A 24,571-nucleotide genomic window follows, 5' to 3' on the forward strand; every position below is an offset into this window, starting at 1 on the left:
AATTTAAATTTAGATTTTCTAATCTATGTAACCCGAGTTACTGTATACCAGAAGAGGTGTATTATCTTTGCATAAGAAAATAGATAAGATGAACATAGAACAAATTTATACGGGTTGTTTAGCTCAGGGAGCATACTATATTGAAAGTGAAGGAGAAGTTGCAGTTATAGATCCTTTACGGGAAACAAAACCTTATATAGATCGTGCCGAAGCAGATAATGCTAAAATCAAGTATATTTTTGAAACACATTTTCACGCAGATTTTGTGAGTGGACACGTAACTCTTGCAAAGGAAACAGGAGCTGACATCATATATGGCCCTCAGGCAAATCCCTCTTTTGACGCTATAATCGCAAAAGATAATCAGGAATTTAAATTAGGTGCAATTACCATCAAGGCCCTACACACTCCCGGTCATACAATGGAAAGTACTACGTATTTACTGATTGATGAAAATGGAAAAAATCACGCTATTTTTAGTGGAGATACTTTGTTTTTAGGTGATGTAGGTCGTCCAGACCTGGCTCAAAAAGCAAAAGAACTATCTCAAGATGATCTTGCTGGTTTTTTATATGATAGTTTACGTACTAAAATTATGCCGCTAGCAGATGACATTATAGTGTATCCTGCCCACGGTGCCGGCTCTGCTTGTGGAAAAAATATGATGAAAGAGACCGTGGATACACTGGGCAATCAGAAAAAGATGAATTATGCACTACGTGCAGATATGAGTAAAGAAGAGTTTATTGCCGAAGTTACAGATGGCTTACTACCTCCTCCTTCTTATTTTCCGCTCAATGTAAAAATGAATAAAGAAGGCTATGACGATATAAGTGATGTTATTGAACGTGGTACACAAGCGCTGGATCCTGATGCATTTGAAAAAGCCGCAAATGATACCGGAGCTGTAATCTTAGATGTGCGCAAACAATCTGCATATGCCAAAGCTCATATTCCAAGATCAATATTTATAGGTATTGACGGTGGTTTTGCTCCTTGGGTAGGCGCTCTAATAGCAGACACAAAGCAGCCTATTTTATTAGTTGCAGAAGAAGGAAGAGAAGAAGAAACGATTACACGTCTTTCCCGCGTAGGTTTTGACGGAACTATAGGATATTTGAAGGGAGGTTTTAAATCTTGGGTAAGTGCTAATAAACAAACTGATTCTGTACACTCTGTTGCAGCTACTGAATTAGAAAAAGCTGTTAATCAAAATGAAAATACACCGGTCTTTGATGTACGTAAACCAGGTGAATTCGAAGCAGAACATCTAAAGATTGCACAAAGTACTCCCCTAGATTTTATAAATAAACATCTAAAAGATTTCCCTACAAACACAGATTTTTATATTCATTGTGCAGGTGGTTACCGTAGTATGATTGCTGCCAGTATTTTAAAAAGTCGTGGAATTCATAATTTAATTGATGTACAAGGTGGTTATAAATCTTTAAAGGAAACAGATCTAAAAACAACCAACTTTGTTTGCCCATCAACACTAAAAAAGTAATTTGATGAAGTTTATTTTATCCTTTATAATCATTGCGGCATTTACTTTAGGAGTCAATGCACAGAATTCTAAACACCAAATTTTAGACAAGGCTACTTACCAGGATAGTTTAGTTCAACCGAATGCGACTTTAATTGATGTACGCACTTCTGAAGAATATGAGAGCGGTCACCTAGATAAAGCTCAAAATATCGATTTTCTCAACGAAGAACTTTTCATAACAGAGATTGAAAAATTTGATAAGTCACAGCCTATCTATATTTATTGTCGTTCAGGAAATCGTAGCGGAAAAGCAGCTACTTTGATGCAAAAACTTGGGTTTCAAACTATATATGATCTTGAAGGTGGTTATCTGAACTGGACTTCACAATCTGAATTTGAAAAGTGATTATCCATTTATTGTAATCAAGAAAAAATTCTGATTATCCTTTTAATTGCGGTACTTCAATATAGGACCAGATTCATTTCCTAATATTATTAGATTAGTAGTATCAAGAAATAATCCTGTTTCTACAATACCAGGCACTTTAAGTAACTTTATTTCAAGTGCTTTTAGATCTTCAATCTTAAATATATCTACATCTATAATGTAATTATTTTCATCAGTACTATAAGGTTGTCCATCTTTCGTACGTTGTATAGGTTGTAAATTTTCAGCTTCCAAAAAATTTAAAATTTGTTTAGTCGCAAATGGAATAACTTCAATAGGAAGTTTAAACGCACCCAGCTTCTTAACAGCTTTGCTGCTATCGGCTATGATAATATTATACTTCGTATTCCAGGCAAGTATTTTTTCACGAAGTAAAGCTCCTCCTCCACCTTTGATTAGCTGAAAATTTTCGTCACATTCATCAGCGCCATCAATTGTGATGTCTATTTTGTCTATTTCGTGTAAATCCACAATTTTAATCCCTAATTCTAATGCTATTTTTTGTGTAGCCTCAGATGACGGGACGCAGGTCAAATTCATACCTCTCTTTACGAGATCTCCTACTGCGAGAATCATATGCTTTGCAGTAGATCCCGTACCAAGGCCTACAACCATATTATTTTTAATGAATTTAACTGCCTCTAAAGCAGCTTGTTGTTTCTCTTGATCAGCAGTCATCAGATAGAATCTTGTGGTGGTTTAAGTGTTTAAAAATAAGTTTATTTTTTTGAGCAAACGTTTATAATCTTCAGGAGTATCTATGTCTTCAATTTTATTTTTAGTATTCAAAACTATAAGATTTTCCATTCCTGAATTTAAAATATAACGCGCACCTACGTCACCAGAAAGCTTTCCCAATTCTCGATAAAATAGTTGAGGAAAAATTGCCGGCACTCCTAGTTTATCTCCGTAACCAGAAGCAACACAGCTATCGGGATTTTTTAATGCAGTATTGATTAGTACGTTTAAATATGCTGTATTTATAGCAGGCTGATCGGCAAGCATAATTAAAATCGAATCGTATCTCTTTTTCTCTAACTCATTTACACCTGTTGCAATACTATGACCTAATCCCTTCTTCCATTCTGGATTATAAATAAATTGCACATCTTGCTTAATTTCCTTTTTGATAACTTCAGCATTAGCTCCTATAAGACAATAGACAGATGCTATGTTAGCTTTGCCCGCTTGAAAAATTGCGTGGCCTAACAATGTGGTATTTTTATAAGGCAATAGCTGTTTAGCTTCACCCATTCTACTGGCGCTTCCTGCAGCAAGGATTAATACCGCTATCTTCATTTGAATGATTTAAGCTTAAAACTAATCATTGTTTAAAAACTATATATATCCTTTCTGGTTTTTATAATCTGTATAAATAGAAGTAGCCATCGTATAAACTTGTTAAGTTTTTATTAATTTAACCTAAATAAAAATTTCTACTATGCCTATTTACAATCTTACGGTCAATGGCAAATCAATGCAAGTTGATGCTGAACCAGATACACCCTTGCTTTGGGTTTTGCGCGACGAACTTGATCTTGTAGGTACAAAATTTGGCTGCGGTATAGGCCAATGTGGCGCTTGTACGGTACACATTGACGGTGCAGCTACACGAAGCTGTTTGCTACAAGTAAGCTCTCTAGAATCTGCAAAAATAACAACTATTGAAGGGATTTCTGATGATGGCACACATCCCGTTCAAGTTGCCTGGAAAGAGCATGATGTACCGCAATGTGGTTACTGCCAGGCAGGACAAATTATGACTGCGACATCTTTTCTAAAAAATAATTCCACTCCCTCAGAATCTGAAATTCGTGATGCGATGAGTGGAAATCTTTGCCGTTGCGCTTCCTATAATCGCATTGAACAAGCAGTTGCGGCTGCCGCAAAAAAACTATCTTAAAATAGACGTTATGAAAACAACAGTAAAAATGACGTTCAGCAGACGAGGATTTATTCGCACATCAGCACTTGCGAGTGGCGGACTTTTAATAGGTTTTAATTTTCTCACCGCCTGTAAAGAAGAGGTACAACCTCCGGTTGATATAGCCAATTTAAATTTTAATGACTTTAATGCTTACATACAAATTGCAGATAATGGGTATGTAACCATTTTTTCTCCTAATCCTGAAATAGGTCAAGGTGTAAAAACAGCAATGCCAATGCTTGTTGCAGAAGAATTAGATGTCCCGTGGGATCACGTTTTTGTGAAGCAAGCAGGTCTTGATACAGATAAATATAGAGGTCAAGTAGCCGGTGGTAGTCAATCAATTAGGCAAAACTGGGCCGTCTTAAGACAAACTGGAGCAACAGCAAAACAAATGCTTATAAATGCAGCAGCGGCAAAATGGAAAATTAATGCTGATGAAGTAACTGCAACAGGTGGCATTATTACTTCACCCTCTGGTGAAAAATTAGGTTACGGTGATGTGGTGAAAGAAGCAGCAGCTCTCGAGGTTCCTGAAAATGTAGTGCTTAAAGAACCTAAAGATTTCAAGATTATAGGTAAAGATACTTTAAATGTAGATTTAGATAACATTGTTACAGGGAAACCCTTATATGGTCTCGATTACAAAAAGGAAGGTATGACCTATGTATCTGTTTTGCGCCCGCCTGCATTTGGAATGAAATTAAAAGATTTTTCAGATGTAGATTCACGTGCAGTTACAGGGGTTTACGATGTGATTCAATTTGGCGATAAAATAGCTGTTCTTGGTAAAAACACCTGGGCAGCTATGAAGGGTAAAAAGGCATTAAAGGCTAATTGGCAAAATGATGCATTAGAGAGCACAGAAATGCACGATAAAATTTTGCTTGATCTGTTAATCAGTAAAAAAGGCGAAATCCGTAGAGAGGATGGCGATGTTGATAAAGCATTTGCCGAAGCAGACCAAATTATAGAACGTATATACGAATCTCCATTTCTTCCCCATAACTGTATGGAACCGATGAATTTTTATGCGGATGTCACGGAAGAAAAAATTCATCTCGCAGGTCCTATCCAAACTCCGGAAGGTACAGCCGCGCAGGTTGCAAAATTATTAGAACGAGAGCCAGAAGAGGTCGTTTTAGAATTGACGCGTATGGGTGGTGGTTTTGGGCGTAGACTTTACGGTGACTTTGTTTTAGAAGCTGCAGAAATTTCGAACAAAGCTAAAAAACCCATAAAGCTCATATATTCACGAGAGGATGATATGACTGCCGGTATTTTTAGACCTGCAATTAAATATAAAATTTCAGCATCCTTAAAAGATGGAAAAATTACAGGTTACAAACTGAAAGAGGCGGCCATTAATAGCAATATGTATGGTCTTATTCCTCATTTTTTCCCTGCAGGAGCGATTGCTAATTTAAGAATTGAAAGCGCCAATTATCAGAGTAATATTACAACAGGTGCCTGGCGGGCTCCTTATACTAATTTTCTAGCTTTTGCAGAACAAAGCTTCTTTGATGAAGTGGCAGAAAGTCTAAATCAAGACGCTGTACAACTGCGTTTAGATTTGTTAGATAATGTCGTTGACGGAGCAGATGAGCGAATACAGTATTCTGCTTCCAGAATGAAAGAAGTGATTAAAGTTGCCGCTGATAAAGGCAATTGGGGTTCAACTTCAGAAGGCGTTTACAAAGGCTTTTCTGCGTATTACAGCCATAATACACACGTGGCTGAAGTTGCAGAAATACGTATGCAAAATGGAGTGCCAAAGGTGAGCCGTGTAACAGCTGCTGTAGATTGTGGTATTGTAGTAAATCCTACAGGAGCGAATAATCAAGTCGTTGGCGGAGTTTTGGACGGTATAGGCCACGCTATGTATGGTGATTTTATTTTTATAGATGGTAAGCCTTCATCAACAAATTTTGACACCTATCGATTAATACGTATGCACGAAACTCCTAAAGTAGATGTTCATTTTATTGAAAGTGAACGTGCACCTACAGGTCTTGGTGAACCCGGATTACCTCCCGCAGGTGGTGCCGTGGCAAATGCAATTAAAGCGGCTACCGGTAAGCGATTAACAAAACAACCTCTTCTTAAATATCTTACAGAAGCAGAAACACAATTAAAAGGATAAAAAAAAGAGATCTCAACGAGATCTCTTTTTTTTTTAGAATTTATATCCTATTGATACACTATAATTTCTAGGAGCTATAGGGTTAATACTATTATCATCGTGTATGTTGTAGTTAAGCTCATTAGTACAATTTGCAAGCTTTGCACGTAGCGTAATATGATTATTCAAAATGTAACCTATTGTAGCATCTAACTGAAAATAATCGGAAAGAGGTATAAGTTGTCTTCCACTATTAGGGTTTATAGTTTGAAATGACCTACCGGCAAATCGTTCTCCAAAATACGAGCCTATCACACCTAAATTTAGTCCATTAAGAATTCCCGATTCAAAACGGTAATCTGCACTTAAATTTGCGGTATGTTTAGGATTATATCTAAATGAACTTCCTACTATATAAATATTCGATTCAGTATATTTCATCTCATTAAAGCTGTATCCGGCTAATAATCGTAATCCTTTTAAAGGATTAGCTGTAAGATCAACTTCTACTCCTTTACTTTCAGTTGCTCCAGCTAGCTCCTGGACGGTATTATCGGTTAATGAAGTTTGTGCTAGATTACTATTTTTAATTAAGTAGGCAGTTATATTAAAAAGCAATTTGTTTCCGAAGAATTCATTTTTTAAACCTACTTCAAATTGATCGATTATAGATGGTTCTAAAGCGTTGCCATTTATATCAATTCCTGTATTTGTTTCAAAAGAATTTGCAAAGCTGGCAAATATAGAATTGTGTTTTGTAGGCTGAATAATTAACCCAAAACGAGGTGTGAATGCATCATCGTAGAAGTTTATACTACTTGTACTTAAATCTGGCAAGTTTGTAATTTTACTTTCAGTATCTTGATACGTATAGCGCACTCCAGCAAGAACTTTTACATAGTCTGTGATACGTATTAAATCTTGAATATAAATACCAAAACGCGATACCGGCGTAGTCGTTAATCTATTTTGATCAAGCTGTGGAATGTCATTTCTAAAATTAGCATAATCCGGGTTAAATATATTGATTACTTCATAAAAGCTCTCTCCATTATCTTGTTCTGAAAATGTATTGTATCTATAGTTTTTTGTTCGATAATTTTCAACGTCTGCACCTACTAAAAATTGATGTTTTAAAAAGCCTGTATTAAAAATACCTTTTAAGTCAAATTGGTTGATATTATAATTGTCCTGAATATCATTTTTTTGAATATTACGTTGCCAATCTCCATTTTCTTGTATAATACCACCTGAAGTATTAGGACGGGTATTTGCAAACAGATTAGTATTATAATGACGAAAAGAATTAATATAAGTCAAACCCCAACTATCAGAAAATTGATGATTTAAGGTAGCTGTCACCGATAATTGTTCAGAATCAAAATAACCCCACTTCACTCCTGTAAATTGTTCACGAGGAAGATCTACTAATTGGTAATTAATTATACCCGCACCAAAATCTGGTGTACGCGAATCATTTGTATAATCTGCTTCAATAAGTAAATTCGTCTTTTTCCCTAATTTGAATAAGAATGATGGATTAATATAATAAGTTTCAGAAGAAACAAATTTTCTATAGCTGTCTGCAGATGTATAGGAGCCATTTAATCTGAAGGCACTGGTTTTTGATTCATTTAAAGCCCCATACACATCAAATGTGGGTTTTATTAAATCAAAACTTCCCAACGTTAAATCTACTTCACCACCAAATTCAAACTGTGGCTTCTTTGTCACAAGATTAAGTATTCCTCCAGCTTGCACATTACCAAATAAAATAGCTGCACTACCCTTTAAAATTTCAGCTTGCTCTATACCACTTGTTTCAATACGCATTCCATTAAAATAGCGCACCCCATTTTTAAATGTGTTACTACTTCCTAAGCTATATCCACGAGAAGCAATCTCCTCTTGATAACCACCTGTAGTACCCATTATATAAACACCATTGGTGTTTTTGAGAATATCTGTCAGCGAATTTATCTGCTGATTTTCTAATGTTTGTTGAGAAATTACAGCTGCACTTTGCGGTAAATCAAGTGGCTTAATTCCCGCTTTAGCAGCATTAGGTGTTCTATTAAACAAACTACCAGATACGATTACCTCATTTAATTGATTATTAGCTTCTTCAAGTTCTATTACAGAAAGATTAGTGGTTTGCCCACTAATTATATTTACTTGTAAAAACTGAGTTTTAAATCCGAGGTGAGCGATTTTTACTGTGTAAACTCCGGCATTAAGATTATCTATTGTAAAATCACCTTCAGCATTTGATATGCTATATTTATTAAGGTTATCTATACTTATTGTTGCACCCTCAATTTCTTCCTGAGAATTTGAAATAATTTTTCCTGATAAAATGCCCTCTTGAGCAAGCACACTATTAGACACTAGCAGTGCAAAGATTATAAATAGAAACCTTGATAACATCCTTGTTTAGATTAATTAAAAATAATGCGCGAAACTAATCTCAGGAATGATATAAAACAACATTTATTTAGAATAAATCTGCATAATGTTAATGCGCTGTAATCAAGTGTTTTACCAGGTTTATAGTACTTAGAAGATTAATATAGCAATATAATTGAGGAGCAATATCTTAAATAATTGTACCAAATACGTATCCTATAAAAGCAGTTGCGCCCATAGCAAGGGTTCCCCAAAGTGTCACACGAATAACAGCTCTTCCTATTTTAGATCCCCCAGTTCTAGCGGCAATGGCTCCAAGAGTCACTAAAAATAATATTGCACACAAATATTGAATATATTCCATATATTCTATGGGAGCAATAAAACCAACTATCACTGGTAGTCCACCACCAATTGTAAATGCAGCTCCACTATACCATGCTGCTTGTAAGGGCTTCGCTTGTGTAATCTCGTGTATTCCTAATTCGTCTCGTGCGTGAGCTTCTAGTGCATTATGTTCAGTTAATTGTGTAGCTACTTCAAGTGCAACTGCTTCAGTAAGGCCCCTCTTAATATAAATTTGCTTAAGCTCATGCAATTCTACAACAGGCATTGTTTCTAATTCTATCTGTTCGCGATCAAGATCTGCCTTTTCAATATCACTTTGCGAACTTACAGAAACATATTCTCCCGCGGCCATGGATAAGGCACCAGCTACAATCCCGGCCACTCCTGCAAGTACAATGGCTTCTCTATTTTCACTTGCAGCTGCTACTCCTATAATAAGACTCGCGGTAGATAAAATTCCGTCATTTGCGCCTAATACTGCAGCCCTAAGCCAATTACTGCGCTGTGTATAATGATCTTCTTTTTGCATATTACTAAATTTAACCAAATCAAATTGAATCTCGGTTTTCCGCTAAAAAATACTAGCTGGATTACTGTAATTTTAATATCCAGATAGGATATAATTAATACCTTGCTAATCTAAAAATCATAAAATGACTCTTGTTTTTGCTACCCATAATGCAAATAAATTACGTGAAATACAGACTTTAATGCCAAACTATAATCTGAAAAGTCTAACCGATATAGGATGTATTGAAGATATTATCGAAGACGCTGAAACAATAGAAGGTAATGCATTGTTAAAAGCAAAATATGTAAAAGAAAAATATGGCTATGACTGTTTTGCAGATGATACCGGACTAGAAGTTGAAGCGCTCCAGGGAGCACCAGGAGTTTATAGTGCCCGATATGCCGGTGAACAAAAAAATGATGCCGATAATGTAGCCAAATTACTAACCGAATTAAACGGTATAGAAAACCGAAGTGCTCATTTTAAAACTGTTATTGCTCTTTTCATAAATGATAAAACCTATACGTTTGAAGGCATTTGTAAAGGTTCTATCACACGAGAAAAAATGGGTGATAATGGTTTTGGCTATGATCCTGTTTTTGTACCCGAAGGCTATGATATGACATTTGCTCAACTGCCACTATCTACTAAAAATAAAATAGGTCACCGCGGAAAAGCTACTGAAAAACTTATTAATTCACTTCAAAATTTATAAAAATTCGCTGTTATTCTAACCACTTGACCCTTAGATCGATGAGCTAATTCTATTTATTTAAATACAATTCATTGATATTTAGGCAACTAAATGATTACATACATCTACATCTTCTTACATTAATTAACATTATCTTTGCAGCCTCTTAAATCGACGTTGATTTGAGATAATTTTTTTATATGAATACATTTAAAGCGTTAGGACTTAATGATGCCATCTTGCAAGCTGTAACCGATATGGGTTTTACAGAGCCTTCAGAAGTGCAAGAAAAAGCCATCCCGGTCCTATTACGCGAGGCAACAGATGTGGTTGCACTCGCTCAGACAGGTACAGGTAAAACGGCAGCATTTGGTTTTCCGCTTATTCAAAAAGTAGATGCAACCAGTCGCAAAACGCAGGGATTAATAATCTCTCCAACCCGTGAACTGTGTCTACAAATTACAAACGAACTTAAAAGCTACTCTAAATATGTTAAGGGTTTAAATACCGTTGCTGTTTATGGTGGAGCTAATATACAAGAACAAGCCCGTCAGATTTCACGTGGTGCTCAAATAATCGTTGCTACGCCGGGTCGTATGCAAGATATGATGCGACGTAATTTGGTTGACATTTCAGGAATTGATTTTTGTATTCTTGATGAAGCAGATGAGATGCTTAATATGGGATTCTATGAGGATATAACAACAATTCTTGCAGATACTCCTAAAAACAAGCAAACCTGGTTATTTTCGGCTACTATGCCTAAAGAAGTTGCTCGCATCGCTAAGCAATTTATGAATGACCCTATAGAAATTACTGTAGGAACCAAGAATATGGGTGCTGAGAATGTTTCGCACGAATATTATATGGTTAACGCTCGTGATCGTTATCAGGCTTTGAAGCGTCTGGCAGATGCTAATCCTGAAATTTTCTCAGTTGTATTTTGTCGTACTAAACGCGATACCCAGAAAGTGGCTGAACAACTTATAGAAGACGGTTATAATGCTTCTGCATTACATGGAGATTTAAGTCAAAATCAACGTGATCTTGTTATGAAAAGCTTTAGAGCGCGTCAAATACAAATGCTTGTTGCTACAGATGTTGCTGCACGTGGTATTGATGTAGATGATATAACACACGTAATCAACTACCAATTACCAGATGAAATAGAAACCTATACGCACCGTAGTGGCCGTACAGGACGTGCCGGTAAAACGGGTATTTCTATGGTTATTGTTTCAAAAAGTGAAGTACGTAAGGTTAGAACTTTAGAAAAAATAATCAACAAAAAATTCATTCAAAAAGATATTCCAACAGGGATGGAAATTTGTGAAGTCCAGTTAATGCACCTTGCAAATGATATTCGTAATACCACGATTAACGAGGAAATAAACCCTTATCTTTTTAGCATAAATGAAGTTCTCGAAGGCTTAAGTCGTGAGGAACTTATTAAGAAAGTATTTTCTGTAGAATTCACTCGTTTCTTTAATTATTACAAGAAAACAAAGGATCTAAATGCCGGAGTTGTTGCAGATATGAAAGAAGAGTCTGGGGAGTCTACTAGATACTTTATCAATGTAGGTCAGCGTGACGGATTTGACTGGATGAGTTTAAAAGACTTCTTAAAAGATCTTACCGGTCTGGGTGAGGGAGTTTACAAAGTTGATTGTAAAGACTCATTTTCATTCTTTAATACCGATACGGAACATAAGGATACTATTTTAGCTCTTTTTGAAGATTTTAATCTTAAAGGACGCTCTGTACACGTAGAGATTACTAAAGACACCAGAAGTGGTGGCGGCGGTGGCGGAAAACGCAAACGTAACGACAGAAGAAGTGGTGGTTCTGGAGGCGGCGGAAGACGTAGAGACGACTCTGGTGGAGATGGTGGATTCAAGAAGAGGAGATCATCAGGTGGTTCAAGCTCTGGAGGCGGTAGAGGTCGCAGCAGTGAAAATGCTGGTGGTGAACGCAGAGGTAAAAGTAAACCGGAAGGAGAACGCGAAAATAAGAGTCCGTTTTCAGGAAAAAGAAGAAGGAGAGATCGTTAATACATCATTAATTTTCTAAGATTTGTCACATTTGGTATGGTTTTACTGTCTCTTTTTCTAAATTGATTATACTATGAAGAAGATTTTTATACTACTCCTATGTATTGTCTTGCCCACTTTTGCCTTTGCGCAAAGCACAGTGACAGACGATACAGAAGAATCGCTTATTGAAGGTACTGTTATAAACGCAACTACAGAGGAGGTTCTTGAAGGAGTTAATATTATAAATCTAAATACTGTAAAAGGGACAACTACCGCTACAGATGGAACTTTTAAAATCAGGGCGTCTTCAACAGACACCCTGTTTTTTTCATTTTTAGGTTTTAAAACATTACAAGTACGTGTTACAAATGACTGGAAACGTTTTGGCGATGTAAAAGTTAAAATGACAGAAACCGGAATCGCTTTAGAAGAGGTTGTCGTTAAAAATGTCGAATTAACTGGATATCTTGAAATCGACGCTAAGAACGTTCCTGTTTATAAAAATGTGCGTTATAGTATTTCTGGTTTAGATACTGCTTACGAAGCGGGTAATTCGCAACCGGGAGCCATAAACAAAGTATTGAGTGCTATTTTTAATCCGGCAGACTTTTTAAACAAAGTCTTTTCGAATAAAAGTTCGCAAATGCGGAAACTTAGGCAAATGAAAGAAGATGATAATATTAGAAATCTTCTGGTAACTAAGTTTGATAGAGAAACGTTAAGTGCATTGCTACAGGTTCCTAAAGAAGATATAGAAGCTATTCTTGGAAGATGCGACTATTCACAGAGCTTTGTAAAATCTGCTAACGATCTTCAAATATTAGATGCGTTGAGCAGTTGCTATGAAGAATATAAAGTTCTCAATAGAGATAAATAATAAGCAACTTAAGATTTTAAAATAGGAAAGTCCGTAGTATTCACATACTACGGACTTTTTTTTTAGTTCATTCTATATTAACTATAGCCCTTATTTTCTAATTCATAACGTGTCACTAGTTTGTCATAATCTTTCAAATTTCTTTTAAGCCATAACTCCTTAATATCAAGACAATCGGACGCATTTAACTGCCAGTCAAGATTGGATTTGCGTAAACGTTGTGTAAGTTCTTGAAGTAAAATTGCCGCACATACAGAGATATTAAGACTTTGAGTAAAGCCAAATGTGGGTATATAAATGTATTCATCTGCAGCCTCTATTACCGTATCTGTAAGCCCATCTTTTTCACTTCCGAAGAATAAAACGGTAGGTTGATCTAATACAAAATCATCTAACTTATGCGCAGTATGATGCGGTGTCGTCGCAACAATTTTATAACCTTTTTCTTTTAAGGAATTCAATGCTTCTTTGGTGCTCGAATATCTATTTACGGTAGTCCATTTCTGTGCTCCCATAGCGATTTCTCGATCTATACGCTTTCCTTTTAGCTCCTCAATTACGTGCACATCTTGCACACCAAACGCATCGCAACTACGCATCACCGCACTGGTATTATGTAGATGACCTACGTCTTCTATAGCTACTGTTAAAAAACGGGTACGCTGTGCCAGTACCTCTTTAAAAAGTTGTTGACGTCTGGGCGTGAGATAGGTTTCTAAGTAATTGTGAAGACTTTGTTTCATACTGTTCAAAAATAAAATAAGCTAAGCAATCCTACTTGATAATCTCGTTATTTGTGTTAATTCTCCTTGTTGATGGTTATTTTTATACTGGATAAATTATCGGCATAAATTATGAAAAAGGTAGTAGTACTTTCTGGTGCAGGAATCAGTGCAGAAAGTGGTCTTAAAACATTTAGGGATGCTAATGGATTATGGGAAGGTCACGATGTAATGGCGGTCGCCAGCCCAGAAGGATGGCAGAAAAATCAAGATCTTGTTCTGCATTTCTACAATGAACGCAGACGTCAATTAAAGACCGTAACTCCCAATGCAGCCCATTCTGCATTAGTAGATTTAGAAAAGCAGTATGAGGTATCTATTATCACACAAAACGTCGATGATTTACACGAGCGTGCCGGCAGTAGCTCTGTAATTCACTTACACGGCGAACTTTTAAAAGCCAGGAGTTCTGTTGATGAAAATATTGTTTTGAATTGGGATACAGACATTTGCACCGGCGATTTGTGTGAGAAAAATAGCCAGTTACGACCTCATATAGTGTGGTTTGGTGAGCAAGTTCCGTTGCTTGAAACTGCTGCTCATTTAGTATCTCAAGCAGATATAATTATAATCGTAGGAACATCGATGCAGGTATATCCAGCCGCAGGACTCATCGATTATGCTAAGAATTCTGCTCTCATTTATTTTATAGATCCTAATCCGGCATTAAAATCAAAACAAAATTTACACGTAATCCCAGAAAAAGCGTCTATAGCATTGCCTAAGCTGGTTGACGAATTGATATCTAACTAAGGCTTTGATATTTTCATTCTTAGAAATTAAATATTCTAAAACAATCTGGTAACGCATTCTTGCTCTTTGTAGTTTGTTAGTAGGATATAGCTGCGTATCTTTGCTTCTTAAAATTAAAATGCAATTATGTCGCTATCTTCATTAGAAGCTGTATCACCTATAGACGGTAGATATTCAAATAAAACCGAAATATTATCTGCTTTTTTTTCTGAAAAAGCACTTATTAAATACCGTGTAAAGGTAGAAGTTGAATATTTTATTGCTTTATGCGAAATTCCACTTCCTCAACTAGCAGACTTTCCTAAGAAGCATTACGCAGATTTGAGAGGTATTTATGATGATTTTTCTACTGAAGATGCAGAGAACGTTAAAAATATTGAAAATGTTACCAATCACGACGTCAAAGCCGTTGAGTATTTTATAAAAGAGAAGTTTGATGCATTAGGACTTACTAATTCTAAAGAATTTATACATTTTGGACTTACCTCTCAAGATATAAATAATACCGCAATCCCGTTAAGCCTTAAGGATGCAACAAATCAAGTTTACATACCTCAACTTCTTGAAGTTATTGACCATTTAAAACAGTTAGCAGATGAGTGGGAAACTATTCCTATGCTCGCACGTACTCACGGTCAACCCGCATCTCCTACTCGATTAGGCAAAGAAATTGAAGTGTTTATTGTACGTCTGGAAGAACAAATACGTCTTTTAAAGGATATTCCAAGTGCGGCAAAATTTGGTGGTGCTACAGGTAACTTTAATGCACATCACGTAGCCTACCCACAAGTCGACTGGAAAAATTTTGGATCTTCGTTTGTAAACGGAACCCTTAAACTTCATCATTCTTTCCCTACTACACAAATAGAGCATTATGATCACATGGCTGCTCTTTTTGATACCATGAAGCGTATAAATACGATTATCATAGATCTAAACAGAGACTTCTGGCAGTATATTTCTATGGAATATTTTAAGCAAAAAATTAAAAAAGGTGAAGTAGGTTCATCTGCAATGCCACATAAAGTAAATCCTATTGACTTTGAAAATAGCGAAGGAAACTTAGGAATTGCAAATGCTATTTTTGAACATCTATCTGCTAAGCTTCCTATCTCCAGATTACAGCGTGATTTAACAGACAGTACCGTACTACGTAATATTGGTGTGCCTTTAGGTCATACGATAATAGGATTTCAGAGTACATTAAAAGGTCTAAACAAATTGCTATTAAACGAAAGTAAATTTGCTAAAGATCTTGAAAATAACTGGGCAGTTGTAGCAGAAGCTATCCAAACCATTTTGAGAAGAGAAGGATATCCTAATCCTTATGAAGCTTTAAAAGGGTTAACCCGTACTAATGAGGTAATTAATCAAGCATCTATGCACGCTTTTATAGATACATTAGATACTAGTGCTGCTATTAAACAAGAATTAAAAGCTATTACTCCGTCGAACTACACGGGTATTTAAATTACAATAGAAAATCGCTAAATCTGATCTGAGTACAGGTTTGTGTAGTATTCTCCCTGCGGGCCTAGCATGAATACTTAATCAAACACAAGTACTTTCAGGTTTAGCGATGATCTTTTAAATAATTCCGATTTGAATTAAACTAATTACGTATTAGTCTTCGATTAAATCATAGACCTGATTTGCTATTTCTAACTCTTCATTTGTAGGAATAACTAAAACTTTTACACGAGATTCTTGAGCGTGTATCTCTCTTAGCTTCTTAGAACGTTCCGCATTGCTGTTTTCATCCAGATAAACACCTAGATAATTCATATCACGGCAAACTGCACTACGTAAATAACTACTATTTTCTCCAATTCCTGCTGTAAAAACTAGGGCATCCAAACCATTTAATGCAGCAGCATATGCGCCAATATATTTTTTAATACGGTATGCATTCATTTCCAGAGCTAATTTGCACGTGGCATCTCCACTTGCCGCAGCTTCCTCAATATCTCTTAAATCGCTAAAACCTGTGAGTCCCAGCATTCCGCTTTTTTTATTCAGAATATCATTAACCTCACTTATAGAATATCCTAAATGTTCTTGCATATAGAATACCACGCTCTGATCTATGTCTCCGGCGCGAGTACCCATTATAAGACCATTTGCCGGTCCAAAGCCTAACGAAGTATCTATGGGAAGTCCATCTTTAATTGCAGCCATACTACAACCATTACCCAAGTGAATCGTAATAATCTTTGATTCTGGCTTCTGTAAATAGTCAATTGCCTTTTTACTTACATATTTATGACTAGTCCCGTGAAAACCATAAAGTCGTATTCTGTTTTCAGTCATAAAATGTTGTGGTATAGCATATTGATATGCCATTTGCGGGACAGACTTAAAAAAAGCTGTATCAAAAACACAGAACTGAGGCGCCTTATCAAAAAGCTTTTCGGCAACTTCAATTCCCGTTAAATTTGCAGGATTGTGTAAGGGTGCCAAAGAAAATAAGCGTTTGATGTTTTCCTTTACATCTTCATTAATTTCTATAGTTTCCGTAAAACGTTGTCCGCCGTGAACCACGCGATGTCCCACAGCATCTACCTCATCTGTATCATCAATAACCCCATATTTTAAATCCATTAAGAGACTAGAAATTTTGTATAAGCCTGCAGTATGATCTTCAAAATGCGCTTTTTCAGTAAATTCTCTCATTCCGGCTTTATAGGTGATTTGACCACCATCTATACCTATACGCTCTACAATACCCGATGCCATCACACTCGCTTCAGGCATACATATAAGTTGAAATTTTATTGAAGAACTTCCGGAATTTATAACTAATATATTCATCTATTATCTTTTTTTTACAAGCCTTGAGCCTGAATTGCAGTAATAATCACTGTGTTAAAAACATCATCTACAGTACAACCTCTACTTAAATCATTTACTGGCTTATTTAAGCCTTGAAGCATAGGACCGATTGCTAAAGCTCCCGTCTCACGCTGTACCGCTTTATAGGTATTATTACCTGTGTTTAAATCTGGAAAAATTAGAACACTTGCTTCCCCGGCAACTTCAGAATCTGGTAGTTTACTTTTACCAATGGTCGCATCTACTGCAGCATCATATTGTATAGGCCCTTCAACTTTTAAATCTGGACGTATATTTTTAACAAGTAATGTTGCCTCTCGTACTCTATCTACATCTGCCCCTTTTCCGGAAGTACCTGAAGAATACGATAGCATAGCAATTTTAGGCTCTATACCAAATGCCAAACTACTTTCTGCGGAAGAAATAGCAATCTCTGCTAGTTCTTCTGCTGAAGGATTAGGATTAATTGCGCAATCTCCAAAAACAGAAACCCGATCTTCAAGACACATAAAAAATACGGAAGACACTACTGAAACTCCAGGTTTAGTTTTTATAAACTGAAGCGCTGGTCTTATAGTATGTTGTGTAGTATGAGCCGCACCACTTACCATACCATCTGCGTGACCTTTATAAATCATCATTGTGCCATAATAGGAAACATCTGTCATCCAATCACGGGCAATGTCCATATTTACATTTTTATGTTTACGCAATTCATAAAAGGTTTTCACGTAATCATCAAAATGCGCAGACTTTACCGGATCTATGATTGTAATTTTCTCCAGATTGAGCGGTAAGTTTAACTGTACAGCCTTTTCTTTTACTTTATCAGAATCTCCTAACAAAGTTATTTTAACGATATCTAACTCAACTAGTCTAACAGCAGCAGTGAGAATACGTGCATCTGTACCTTCAGGCATCACGATATGCTTTTGTTCTGTTCGTGCTCGTTTCATCAAGCCGTACTGAAACATTCTCGGAGTAATACCTCTAGGTTTGAGATTAATAAGTCGTTCTATCAGTTTATCAAAAGAGACTTCTTTTTCAAAAACGGTGAGTGAAGTTTCAATTTTAGGTTTACTTGAAGCATAAATTTGGGATTTGATATTACCGATACGATTTGTAACCGAAAATGTACCATCACTCACTGAAACTATAGGAACTATTTGAGAAAGACCACGTATGAGCTGTAATATAGGTTCCTCTGGTATGAGACCACCTGTTAGTATAATACCTGAAATTCGTGGATAATTAGTAGATATATGCGCTTGTAAAGCACCTAAAATAATATCGGCTCGGTCGCCTGGAGTAATTACCAGACTATCTTGCTTAAGATGGGTTAAATAATTTCTAAGCTGCATCGCCCCTACCCCAAAATTACCGGTTTGATTGTCTAAAAGATCTTCTCCAAAGAGCACTTCACCATCTAATGCATATACAATTTCTTTAATGGTAGGATGTGCAAGTTCTTCAGTATAAGGAATGGCATATACATCTACATTTTCTGGCAGAAAACTGCGTAATCCTTTTTTTACCTTTTTTAAATTAGAACTCTGCACTTTGTTTGCCACTACTCCTATTACCGAAACGTCTTTATCGAGAAAGCTGGTATATGCAATTTGTAAGCTTCCGAATAAATCCTCTTCAGATTTTCCTACACCGTTACCCACAAGAATTACTGGAAGTCCAAGATTTTTAGCGATCAGCACGTTGGTGTCAAATTCAAACACGGTGCCTTCTCCTGTAAAATCTGAGCCTTCAACAAGTATAAAATCAAAACGCTCTTCGAGGTTTTTATATTTTGTAATTATTATATCGAGAATTTCACCTGCTTTCCCTTTGTTACGCTTTTTAATTACCTCACTTCTTGTAAATGCATATGCCTCCTTATAATCTAACTGAATATCAAAATATGAAAGAATCGTATTAATGTGATTATCCTTTTCCTTGTTTTTCACATCATCTATTATGGGTCTGAAGTAACCTACTTTAGCAGTTTTGCCCAGTAGTGTACGCATAAGACCCAGTGATACAATTGCTTTACCGCTATTAGGTTCTATAGTTGCAATATATATTCCTCTGCTCATCGTTTTGTGTATTTATTTAAAAATACAATTATTCATTTTTAACCCCATACTAGTTAGTAATTATAAGTCGTAAAATCTTTTATAAACTAAAAAGGATCTCGTGAGAGATCCTTTTTTAAACTTTAATTTGGTGGATGTTATTTGTTATTAAAAACATCCATTACACCTTCGAAGCCCGCAGTATTAAATGCAGTACTGCTTGTATCCATAGTCTCTGCAAAGCGTACCATATCTGCGACATTCATTTTATCACCAAGAACACGAGCTAGTAAAAAACCTTTTTTTTCGTCTTGAGCAAATACGACTATCTCATCTATAGACTCTTCCTGACTCTTGATAAATAAACGCATCCGCTGACTGGGATTTCCAAATTTCATCAGCTCCTCATAATTATCATCTGCAAGAATCTCTTTTACTTTTAAGGTTTCAGAAGTATAGAAGTCGCTATCTGTTTTAGCATAAGCCAATAGATTAACTTTCTTTACCGACTTCAACACCTTCTTTTGATCTTCGGTCATTTCTTCTGCAGATGGAGCAATCAAACTTGTAGGCACATCTACTAAAATAAAAGCATCATTTTCCTTACTATCAACATAGTACTCCTGTAGCGTTTGCTTGTCTTGACAACTCGTAAAAGCAATTGCTAAGAGGATTACAAGAATTCCTTTTATTGCATTCATATTAATTTACTTTTACATTTTTAAGCTGCTCACTTCCTTTGAAGTTGATGCTGTTTGCGATTTTACCTATTTCTTTTAAGTTGATATCACCAGTAATTCTGATTAAGACGGTGTCTTCCTTGCTTGAAACTCCATCTAAAAACATCACAAACTCACTTACAAAATTATCGCTCTTTCCCGGTTTGTAGTAAAAATTTACATTTTTACCTTCATCCTTAACCTGCATTAACTGTTGCAAATTTGCACTTGTAAGATAAGACTTAAACTCACCCTTTAACTGCTGAGCAGCATTAGCGTTTTTTGTTGTGAACACCTTAATATCCTGAAGACTGTTAACCATCTCAATGTAACTCTTCATTTCTGGATCTTTAGAATCAAGATCCATATCACTAAGAAGTTTAAACATTTTTTGATTCATTACCATAGAGGTAACTCCTTGCATATCTTCAAATTTTTCAAAATTTTTCTGTGCAAAAGCGGTAAAACTAAATCCTACCAGTATTAATGTAATTACTAATTTATTCATCGTTTTTTGATTTAAATTATTTTAAAATTTCTTTGGTTGTTTCTTCAAATGCATCTAGATTATCTAATTGCGCTGTACTTTTATTCATAAAATTACCCATCATAAAAAGCGCTTGCTTTGTTTTAAGGGCTGCAATTTCAGGATCTTTATAAGTACCTAAGTCATTATCAGACCCACGTTTATTATTAAAGGTCAAAAACAGTCCAAGACAGAGTACAATACTTGCTGCAATAGGTATCCACTGCCACGACTTTTTAGTTTGAGGCAATTCTATTTTACGATTAAAACGTTCTTGTTTTGCTTTCGCGAAAGCTGTAAAAAGAGGCGTATACTCCTCCAGATGCGGGGCTACTTCATCACTAGTAAAGTAATCCCTCAACTTAGCCTCTTGCTCTAAGGAAGTAGTTCCCTCAAAGTAAAGCTCAAGTAGATTTTCGATTTTATTTAATTCCATAATTATGTTTTTTTAGCAATTCTTCACGTATCGTTTTTCGAGCTCTAGACAGCGCGACACGTACCGCTGTTTCATTTAAATCTAATTCTTTTGCAATCTCACTATTAGTATATTGTTCAACATCTCTTAAATGCAATATCATACGTTGCTGCTCCGGCAAATCATTCATTAATATATAAACCCAATTCACACTATCATTAACTTCACTCGCTCTAACGGTGTTATATTGATGATCTTCATAGTTAGTATGCACCAGTTGCAAATTAGAACTGCTTTTGGCTTTTAGCTTATCTAAACAGTAATTCTTAGTCATTGTCACTGCAAATGCCTCTATACTACGCAACTTCGCAATCTTCTTACGCTGTGACCATAATTTGATTAAAATTTCCTGAGTTGCATCTTGAGCTTCATCTTCAGAAACTAGCAGTCGTTTAGCAAGGCGATATAACCTGTCCTGAACTGGAGTAACTTTCGATAAAAACTCTTTTTGGTTCATTTATTGTTAAGGTTTGTTATAAGGAAGACGACTAGCTCTTATTTTTGTTACAGCGATAAAAACCAATACTACAATTATACCGTATTTTTAATATGTACTTAAACAGTTTTATGAAGAAGACTACCTTGCCCCTAATTTTATTTTGTTGCGCATTATTTACCATCTCATGTAGTGAAGATCGTGATGATGTGCAAATAGTAAGTAATCTGGAAATTAAGAACTTTATTTATTCAGCAATGAATATTTATTACCTCTATAAACCGGATGTGCCTGTTTTAGCAAATGATTTTTTTAATGATCAGAGTGACCCAAATAGCTATTTAGATCCATTTAATACTCCCGAAGACTTATTTGAAGACTTACTTTCTGGTCAGGATCGATTTAGCTTTATTACAAATGACTATCGTGAACTAGAAGATAGATTTGCTGGCGTAAGTAAAGATAATGGCCTTGAATACCGGCTGGTGCGTGTAGCTCCGGGTAGTAGCGATATTGTAGGTTATGTGCGTTATATAATTCCTAATTCTAATGCTGCGACAAAAGAAATTAAACGAGGTGACGCCTTCACTAAGGTAAATGGCACTTCTTTAACGCTTACAAATTATATCGATTTGCTTGCATTAGACACGTATACACTTACACTTGCAGATATTACAAATGATGGAACAACCACTTCTATAATTGAGAATGGCAGAAGTGTTACACTTACCAAAGAGGAAGGTTTGATCGAAAATCCTATTTTGATAGCTAAAACACTTACCATTGAGGGGGCTAAAATTGGTTATCTTATGTATAACGCATATACAGCAGATTTTGATGATGAACTAAATGATACATTTGCACAATTTAAGGCAGATGGTATAAGCGACCTGGTCTTAGATTTAAGATATAACGGTGGCGGATCTGTAGAATCTGCAGTTGATCTTACCTCAATGATTACCGGTCAGTTTAATGGTGAAATTATTACTAAGCAACAATGGAATCCTGAACTACAAGCTGCTTTTGAATCTAATGATCCCGAAGATTTACTTGACCGCTTTAATTCTACTATTCGTACCGGCGAATCTATTAATAGCCTTAATCTTTCTCGATTATTTATTATAGGTACTGGGAGCACTGCTTCTGCAAGTGAACTTACAATTATAGGACTTAAACCCTATATTGAGATAAAAACTATAGGCACTACAACTGTGGGTAAATTTCAAGCATCAACGACGCTGTACGATTCAGAAAATTTTGGGAGACAAAATGTCAACCCAAATCACTTCTATGCTATACAACCTTTAATCTACACGTATGCAAATGCCAATGGAACCGTAGGTCCCGCTACAGGAATTGTACCCGATTTTGAAATTGCTGAAACTCCGTCAAATCTAGGAATACTGGGAGATCCTAATGAACCTTTATTAAAAGTCGCGATTGATCAAATATTGGGTCGCAGTTCAGCAACTAAAAGCTCTAAATTGGAAAACTCTATGGAAGTTGTAGGAGAAAGTAAAATGTTTACTCCAAATTTTCAGCGTATGTATGTTTTAGACTTGCCAAATAGATAGTTAAACGCTATTTTGAGCAGCAATATTTACCCAAAATCATTAATTTTTTAAAAATAAATATGAAAAAGTATTTTTTAGTAGCGCTTTTGGCAACCGTCAGTTTTAGTTCCTGTTCTACAAGTGATGATGTTCAAGAGCCAGAAGTAGTTGATCCGGTTGTAGAACCAGAACCAGAAGAAGAGTTAAATCGTTCAGATTATCCTATTCAGGATTTTATGTATGGAGCAATGAATTTGTATTATCTATATAAAGGAGATATTCCTGAGCTTGCAGATACGTTCTTTACTGATGAGGACTCGTACGTAAAGTATCTTTCAGAAAACCCCGATCCAGAAGCATTTTACAATGATGACTTACTATCAGATCAAGATCGCTTTAGTTTTCTTACCGATAATTATATTGAATTAGAAAATAGTTTTTCTGGTGTAAGTAAAAGTAACGGATTAAAGTTTAGCCTTGTCCGTTTTTCAAATTCAGATAATATTTTCGGTTATGTACGCTATGTAGCGCCAAATTCTACTGCTTCTGAAACAATTATTGAACGCGGTGATTTATTTACTGAAATTGATGGTACAACGCTAACAATAAACAATTATCAAACTTTGTTAGCTCAAGACACCTACACGTTAAGTATAGCTGCTGTAGCAAATAATACGGTAAGCCCTACGGGTGAGACCGTAACGCTAAGTAAAGTAGAAGGATTTGAAGAAAACCCAGTGTATATCGCTAAAACATTAGAAATCGACGGTGCAAAAATTGGATATCTAATGTATAATTCATTCGTTTCTAATTTTGATGATGAGCTTAATAATGCATTTGCTCAATTTAAAGCAGATGGAATAACCGACTTAGTTCTCGATTTACGTTACAATGGTGGAGGTTCTGTAGCGACAGCTATCGACTTAACATCTATGATTACTGGTCAATTTGATGGTGAAATTATAACTAAGCAACAATGGAATGCCGAAGCGCAAGCGTATTTTGAATCTCAATCTCCAGAAAGTTTACTAAGTAGATTTAATTCTACAATTTATACAGGTACGGCTTCAGAACAACCTATAAACAGTCTAAACCTTATGCGTTTATACGTCATAGGAACTGGCAGTACAGCTTCAGCAAGTGAACTTACAATTATAGGTCTTAGACCGTATATAGATGTAAAAACTATAGGCAGTACTACAGTAGGTAAATTTCAAGCATCAACAACTTTATATGATTCAGATAATTTTGGCAGAACGAATGCAAATCCAAATCATACATATGCGATACAACCCTTAATCTATACTTACAGAAATGCAGATGATGTGGTAGGACCTCCTACAGGAATCGAACCTGACTTTGAATTAGAGGAAGATCTAACAAATCTTGGTGAATTGGGTAATCCTACTGAACCACTTCTAAGCTTAGCTCTAGATCAAATATTAGGCAGAAGTAGAACTACAAAAAGAAGTGCGGGACCTGCTTATCAACTTATTGGGGAGACCGATATGTTCTCACCTACCTATCAAAGAATGTACGATAACAAACGTCCCAACATAAATAAATAATCTATT

General features: G+C 35.8%; 22 protein-coding genes. 11 read left to right on the forward strand and 11 right to left on the reverse strand.

All coding sequences use genetic code 11. The annotated features are described in order from the left end of the window. Positions 1 to 88: 88 nt before the first annotated feature. Positions 89 to 1,507, forward strand: a complete 1,419-nt coding sequence (locus DSM00_RS06770; RefSeq protein WP_128757264.1) for an MBL fold metallo-hydrolase — start codon at positions 89 to 91, stop codon at positions 1,505 to 1,507. Between the two features lie 4 nt (positions 1,508 to 1,511). Continuing rightward, positions 1,512 to 1,895: a rhodanese-like domain-containing protein gene (locus tag DSM00_RS06775; protein WP_128757265.1), complete on the forward strand. Its 384-nt coding sequence runs from the start codon at positions 1,512 to 1,514 to the stop codon at positions 1,893 to 1,895. A gap of 42 nt (positions 1,896 to 1,937) precedes the next feature. On the opposite strand, the gene rpiA is transcribed toward DSM00_RS06775, so the two are convergent. Together rpiA and DSM00_RS06785 are read right to left on the reverse strand one after the other, a co-directional pair. Next, positions 1,938 to 2,615, reverse strand: a complete 678-nt coding sequence (gene rpiA / locus DSM00_RS06780; RefSeq protein ID WP_128757266.1) for a ribose-5-phosphate isomerase RpiA — start codon at positions 2,613 to 2,615, stop codon at positions 1,938 to 1,940. Positions 2,616 to 2,636: 21 nt separating this feature from the next. Beyond that, positions 2,637 to 3,236 (reverse strand): nucleotidyltransferase family protein, encoded by a 600-nt coding sequence (locus DSM00_RS06785; protein WP_128757267.1) that lies wholly within the window; start codon positions 3,234 to 3,236, stop codon positions 2,637 to 2,639. Positions 3,237 to 3,378: 142 nt separating this feature from the next. On the opposite strand from DSM00_RS06785, the gene DSM00_RS06790 reads away from it, so the two are divergent. Continuing rightward, positions 3,379 to 3,840 carry a (2Fe-2S)-binding protein gene (locus tag DSM00_RS06790; RefSeq protein WP_128757268.1) on the forward strand — a complete coding sequence of 154 codons (462 nt, stop codon included), beginning with the start codon at positions 3,379 to 3,381 and terminating at the stop codon, positions 3,838 to 3,840. Between the two features lie 10 nt (positions 3,841 to 3,850). Next, the gene (locus tag DSM00_RS06795) at positions 3,851 to 6,007 is read left to right on the forward strand and encodes a xanthine dehydrogenase family protein molybdopterin-binding subunit (protein WP_128757269.1); all 2,157 of its coding nucleotides are present in this window, start codon (positions 3,851 to 3,853) and stop codon (positions 6,005 to 6,007) included. A gap of 33 nt (positions 6,008 to 6,040) precedes the next feature. On the opposite strand, the gene DSM00_RS06800 is transcribed toward DSM00_RS06795, so the two are convergent. After that, positions 6,041 to 8,413 (reverse strand): TonB-dependent receptor, encoded by a 2,373-nt coding sequence (locus DSM00_RS06800; protein ID WP_128757270.1) that lies wholly within the window; start codon positions 8,411 to 8,413, stop codon positions 6,041 to 6,043. A 169-nt stretch (positions 8,414 to 8,582) separates the two neighbouring features. After that, positions 8,583 to 9,269 (reverse strand): VIT1/CCC1 transporter family protein, encoded by a 687-nt coding sequence (locus DSM00_RS06805; protein WP_128757271.1) that lies wholly within the window; start codon positions 9,267 to 9,269, stop codon positions 8,583 to 8,585. A gap of 124 nt (positions 9,270 to 9,393) precedes the next feature. Here DSM00_RS06805 and DSM00_RS06810 point away from each other — a divergent pair, with 124 nt between their 5' ends. The 3 genes from DSM00_RS06810 (at position 9,394) to DSM00_RS06820 (ending at position 12,855) form a co-directional block, all read left to right on the forward strand. Then, positions 9,394 to 9,966, forward strand: a complete 573-nt coding sequence (locus tag DSM00_RS06810) for a non-canonical purine NTP diphosphatase (RefSeq protein ID WP_128757272.1) — start codon at positions 9,394 to 9,396, stop codon at positions 9,964 to 9,966. Positions 9,967 to 10,145: 179 nt separating this feature from the next. After that, the gene (locus tag DSM00_RS06815; RefSeq protein ID WP_128757273.1) at positions 10,146 to 11,996 is read left to right on the forward strand and encodes a DEAD/DEAH box helicase; all 1,851 of its coding nucleotides are present in this window, start codon (positions 10,146 to 10,148) and stop codon (positions 11,994 to 11,996) included. Positions 11,997 to 12,069: 73 nt separating this feature from the next. Continuing rightward, entirely contained in the window at positions 12,070 to 12,855 is a 786-nt protein-coding gene (locus DSM00_RS06820; protein ID WP_128757274.1) for a carboxypeptidase-like regulatory domain-containing protein, read from the forward strand. Positions 12,856 to 12,932: 77 nt separating this feature from the next. Here DSM00_RS06820 and DSM00_RS06825 read toward each other — a convergent pair whose 3' ends face one another. Then, positions 12,933 to 13,598, reverse strand: a complete 666-nt coding sequence (locus tag DSM00_RS06825) for a TrmH family RNA methyltransferase (RefSeq protein ID WP_128757275.1) — start codon at positions 13,596 to 13,598, stop codon at positions 12,933 to 12,935. Between the two features lie 111 nt (positions 13,599 to 13,709). On the opposite strand from DSM00_RS06825, the gene DSM00_RS06830 reads away from it, so the two are divergent. Next, positions 13,710 to 14,390, forward strand: a complete 681-nt coding sequence (locus DSM00_RS06830; RefSeq protein WP_128757276.1) for an SIR2 family NAD-dependent protein deacylase — start codon at positions 13,710 to 13,712, stop codon at positions 14,388 to 14,390. Positions 14,391 to 14,516: 126 nt separating this feature from the next. After that, a complete protein-coding gene (gene purB / locus DSM00_RS06835) occupies positions 14,517 to 15,860 on the forward strand; it encodes an adenylosuccinate lyase (RefSeq protein ID WP_128757277.1) in 1,344 nt (447 codons plus the stop codon). Positions 15,861 to 16,013: 153 nt separating this feature from the next. Here the strand turns inward: purB and DSM00_RS06840 are convergent, their stop codons facing one another. The 6 genes from DSM00_RS06840 to DSM00_RS06865 form a co-directional block, all read right to left on the reverse strand. Then, on the reverse strand, positions 16,014 to 17,201 hold the full coding sequence (locus tag DSM00_RS06840; protein WP_128757278.1) for an acetate/propionate family kinase: 1,188 nt from the start codon (positions 17,199 to 17,201) through the stop codon (positions 16,014 to 16,016). Between the two features lie 14 nt (positions 17,202 to 17,215). Next, on the reverse strand, positions 17,216 to 19,309 hold the full coding sequence (gene pta, locus DSM00_RS06845) for a phosphate acetyltransferase (RefSeq protein ID WP_128757279.1): 2,094 nt from the start codon (positions 19,307 to 19,309) through the stop codon (positions 17,216 to 17,218). Between the two features lie 137 nt (positions 19,310 to 19,446). Then, positions 19,447 to 19,989, reverse strand: a complete 543-nt coding sequence (locus DSM00_RS06850; protein WP_128757280.1) for a DUF4252 domain-containing protein — start codon at positions 19,987 to 19,989, stop codon at positions 19,447 to 19,449. 1 nt (position 19,990) lies between these two features. Beyond that, positions 19,991 to 20,515, reverse strand: a complete 525-nt coding sequence (locus DSM00_RS06855; protein ID WP_128757281.1) for a DUF4252 domain-containing protein — start codon at positions 20,513 to 20,515, stop codon at positions 19,991 to 19,993. A 16-nt stretch (positions 20,516 to 20,531) separates the two neighbouring features. Further along, positions 20,532 to 20,969, reverse strand: coding sequence for a hypothetical protein (locus DSM00_RS06860; RefSeq protein WP_128757282.1), 438 nt, complete (start codon positions 20,967 to 20,969; stop codon positions 20,532 to 20,534). Beyond that, positions 20,956 to 21,465, reverse strand: a complete 510-nt coding sequence (locus DSM00_RS06865; protein ID WP_128757283.1) for an RNA polymerase sigma factor — start codon at positions 21,463 to 21,465, stop codon at positions 20,956 to 20,958. The genes DSM00_RS06860 and DSM00_RS06865 overlap by 14 nt, the downstream gene beginning before the upstream one ends. 110 nt (positions 21,466 to 21,575) lie before the next feature. Between DSM00_RS06865 and DSM00_RS06870 the strand changes: the two genes are divergently transcribed. Together DSM00_RS06870 and DSM00_RS06875 are read left to right on the forward strand one after the other, a co-directional pair. Continuing rightward, on the forward strand, positions 21,576 to 23,018 hold the full coding sequence (locus DSM00_RS06870) for a S41 family peptidase (RefSeq protein WP_128757284.1): 1,443 nt from the start codon (positions 21,576 to 21,578) through the stop codon (positions 23,016 to 23,018). Between the two features lie 59 nt (positions 23,019 to 23,077). Then, on the forward strand, positions 23,078 to 24,565 hold the full coding sequence (locus DSM00_RS06875; RefSeq protein WP_128757285.1) for a S41 family peptidase: 1,488 nt from the start codon (positions 23,078 to 23,080) through the stop codon (positions 24,563 to 24,565). The last annotated feature ends 6 nt before the right edge of the window (positions 24,566 to 24,571 follow it).

The organism is Leeuwenhoekiella aequorea (assembly GCF_004104375.1).
Taxonomy (GTDB): Bacteria; Bacteroidota; Bacteroidia; order Flavobacteriales; family Flavobacteriaceae; genus Leeuwenhoekiella; species Leeuwenhoekiella aequorea.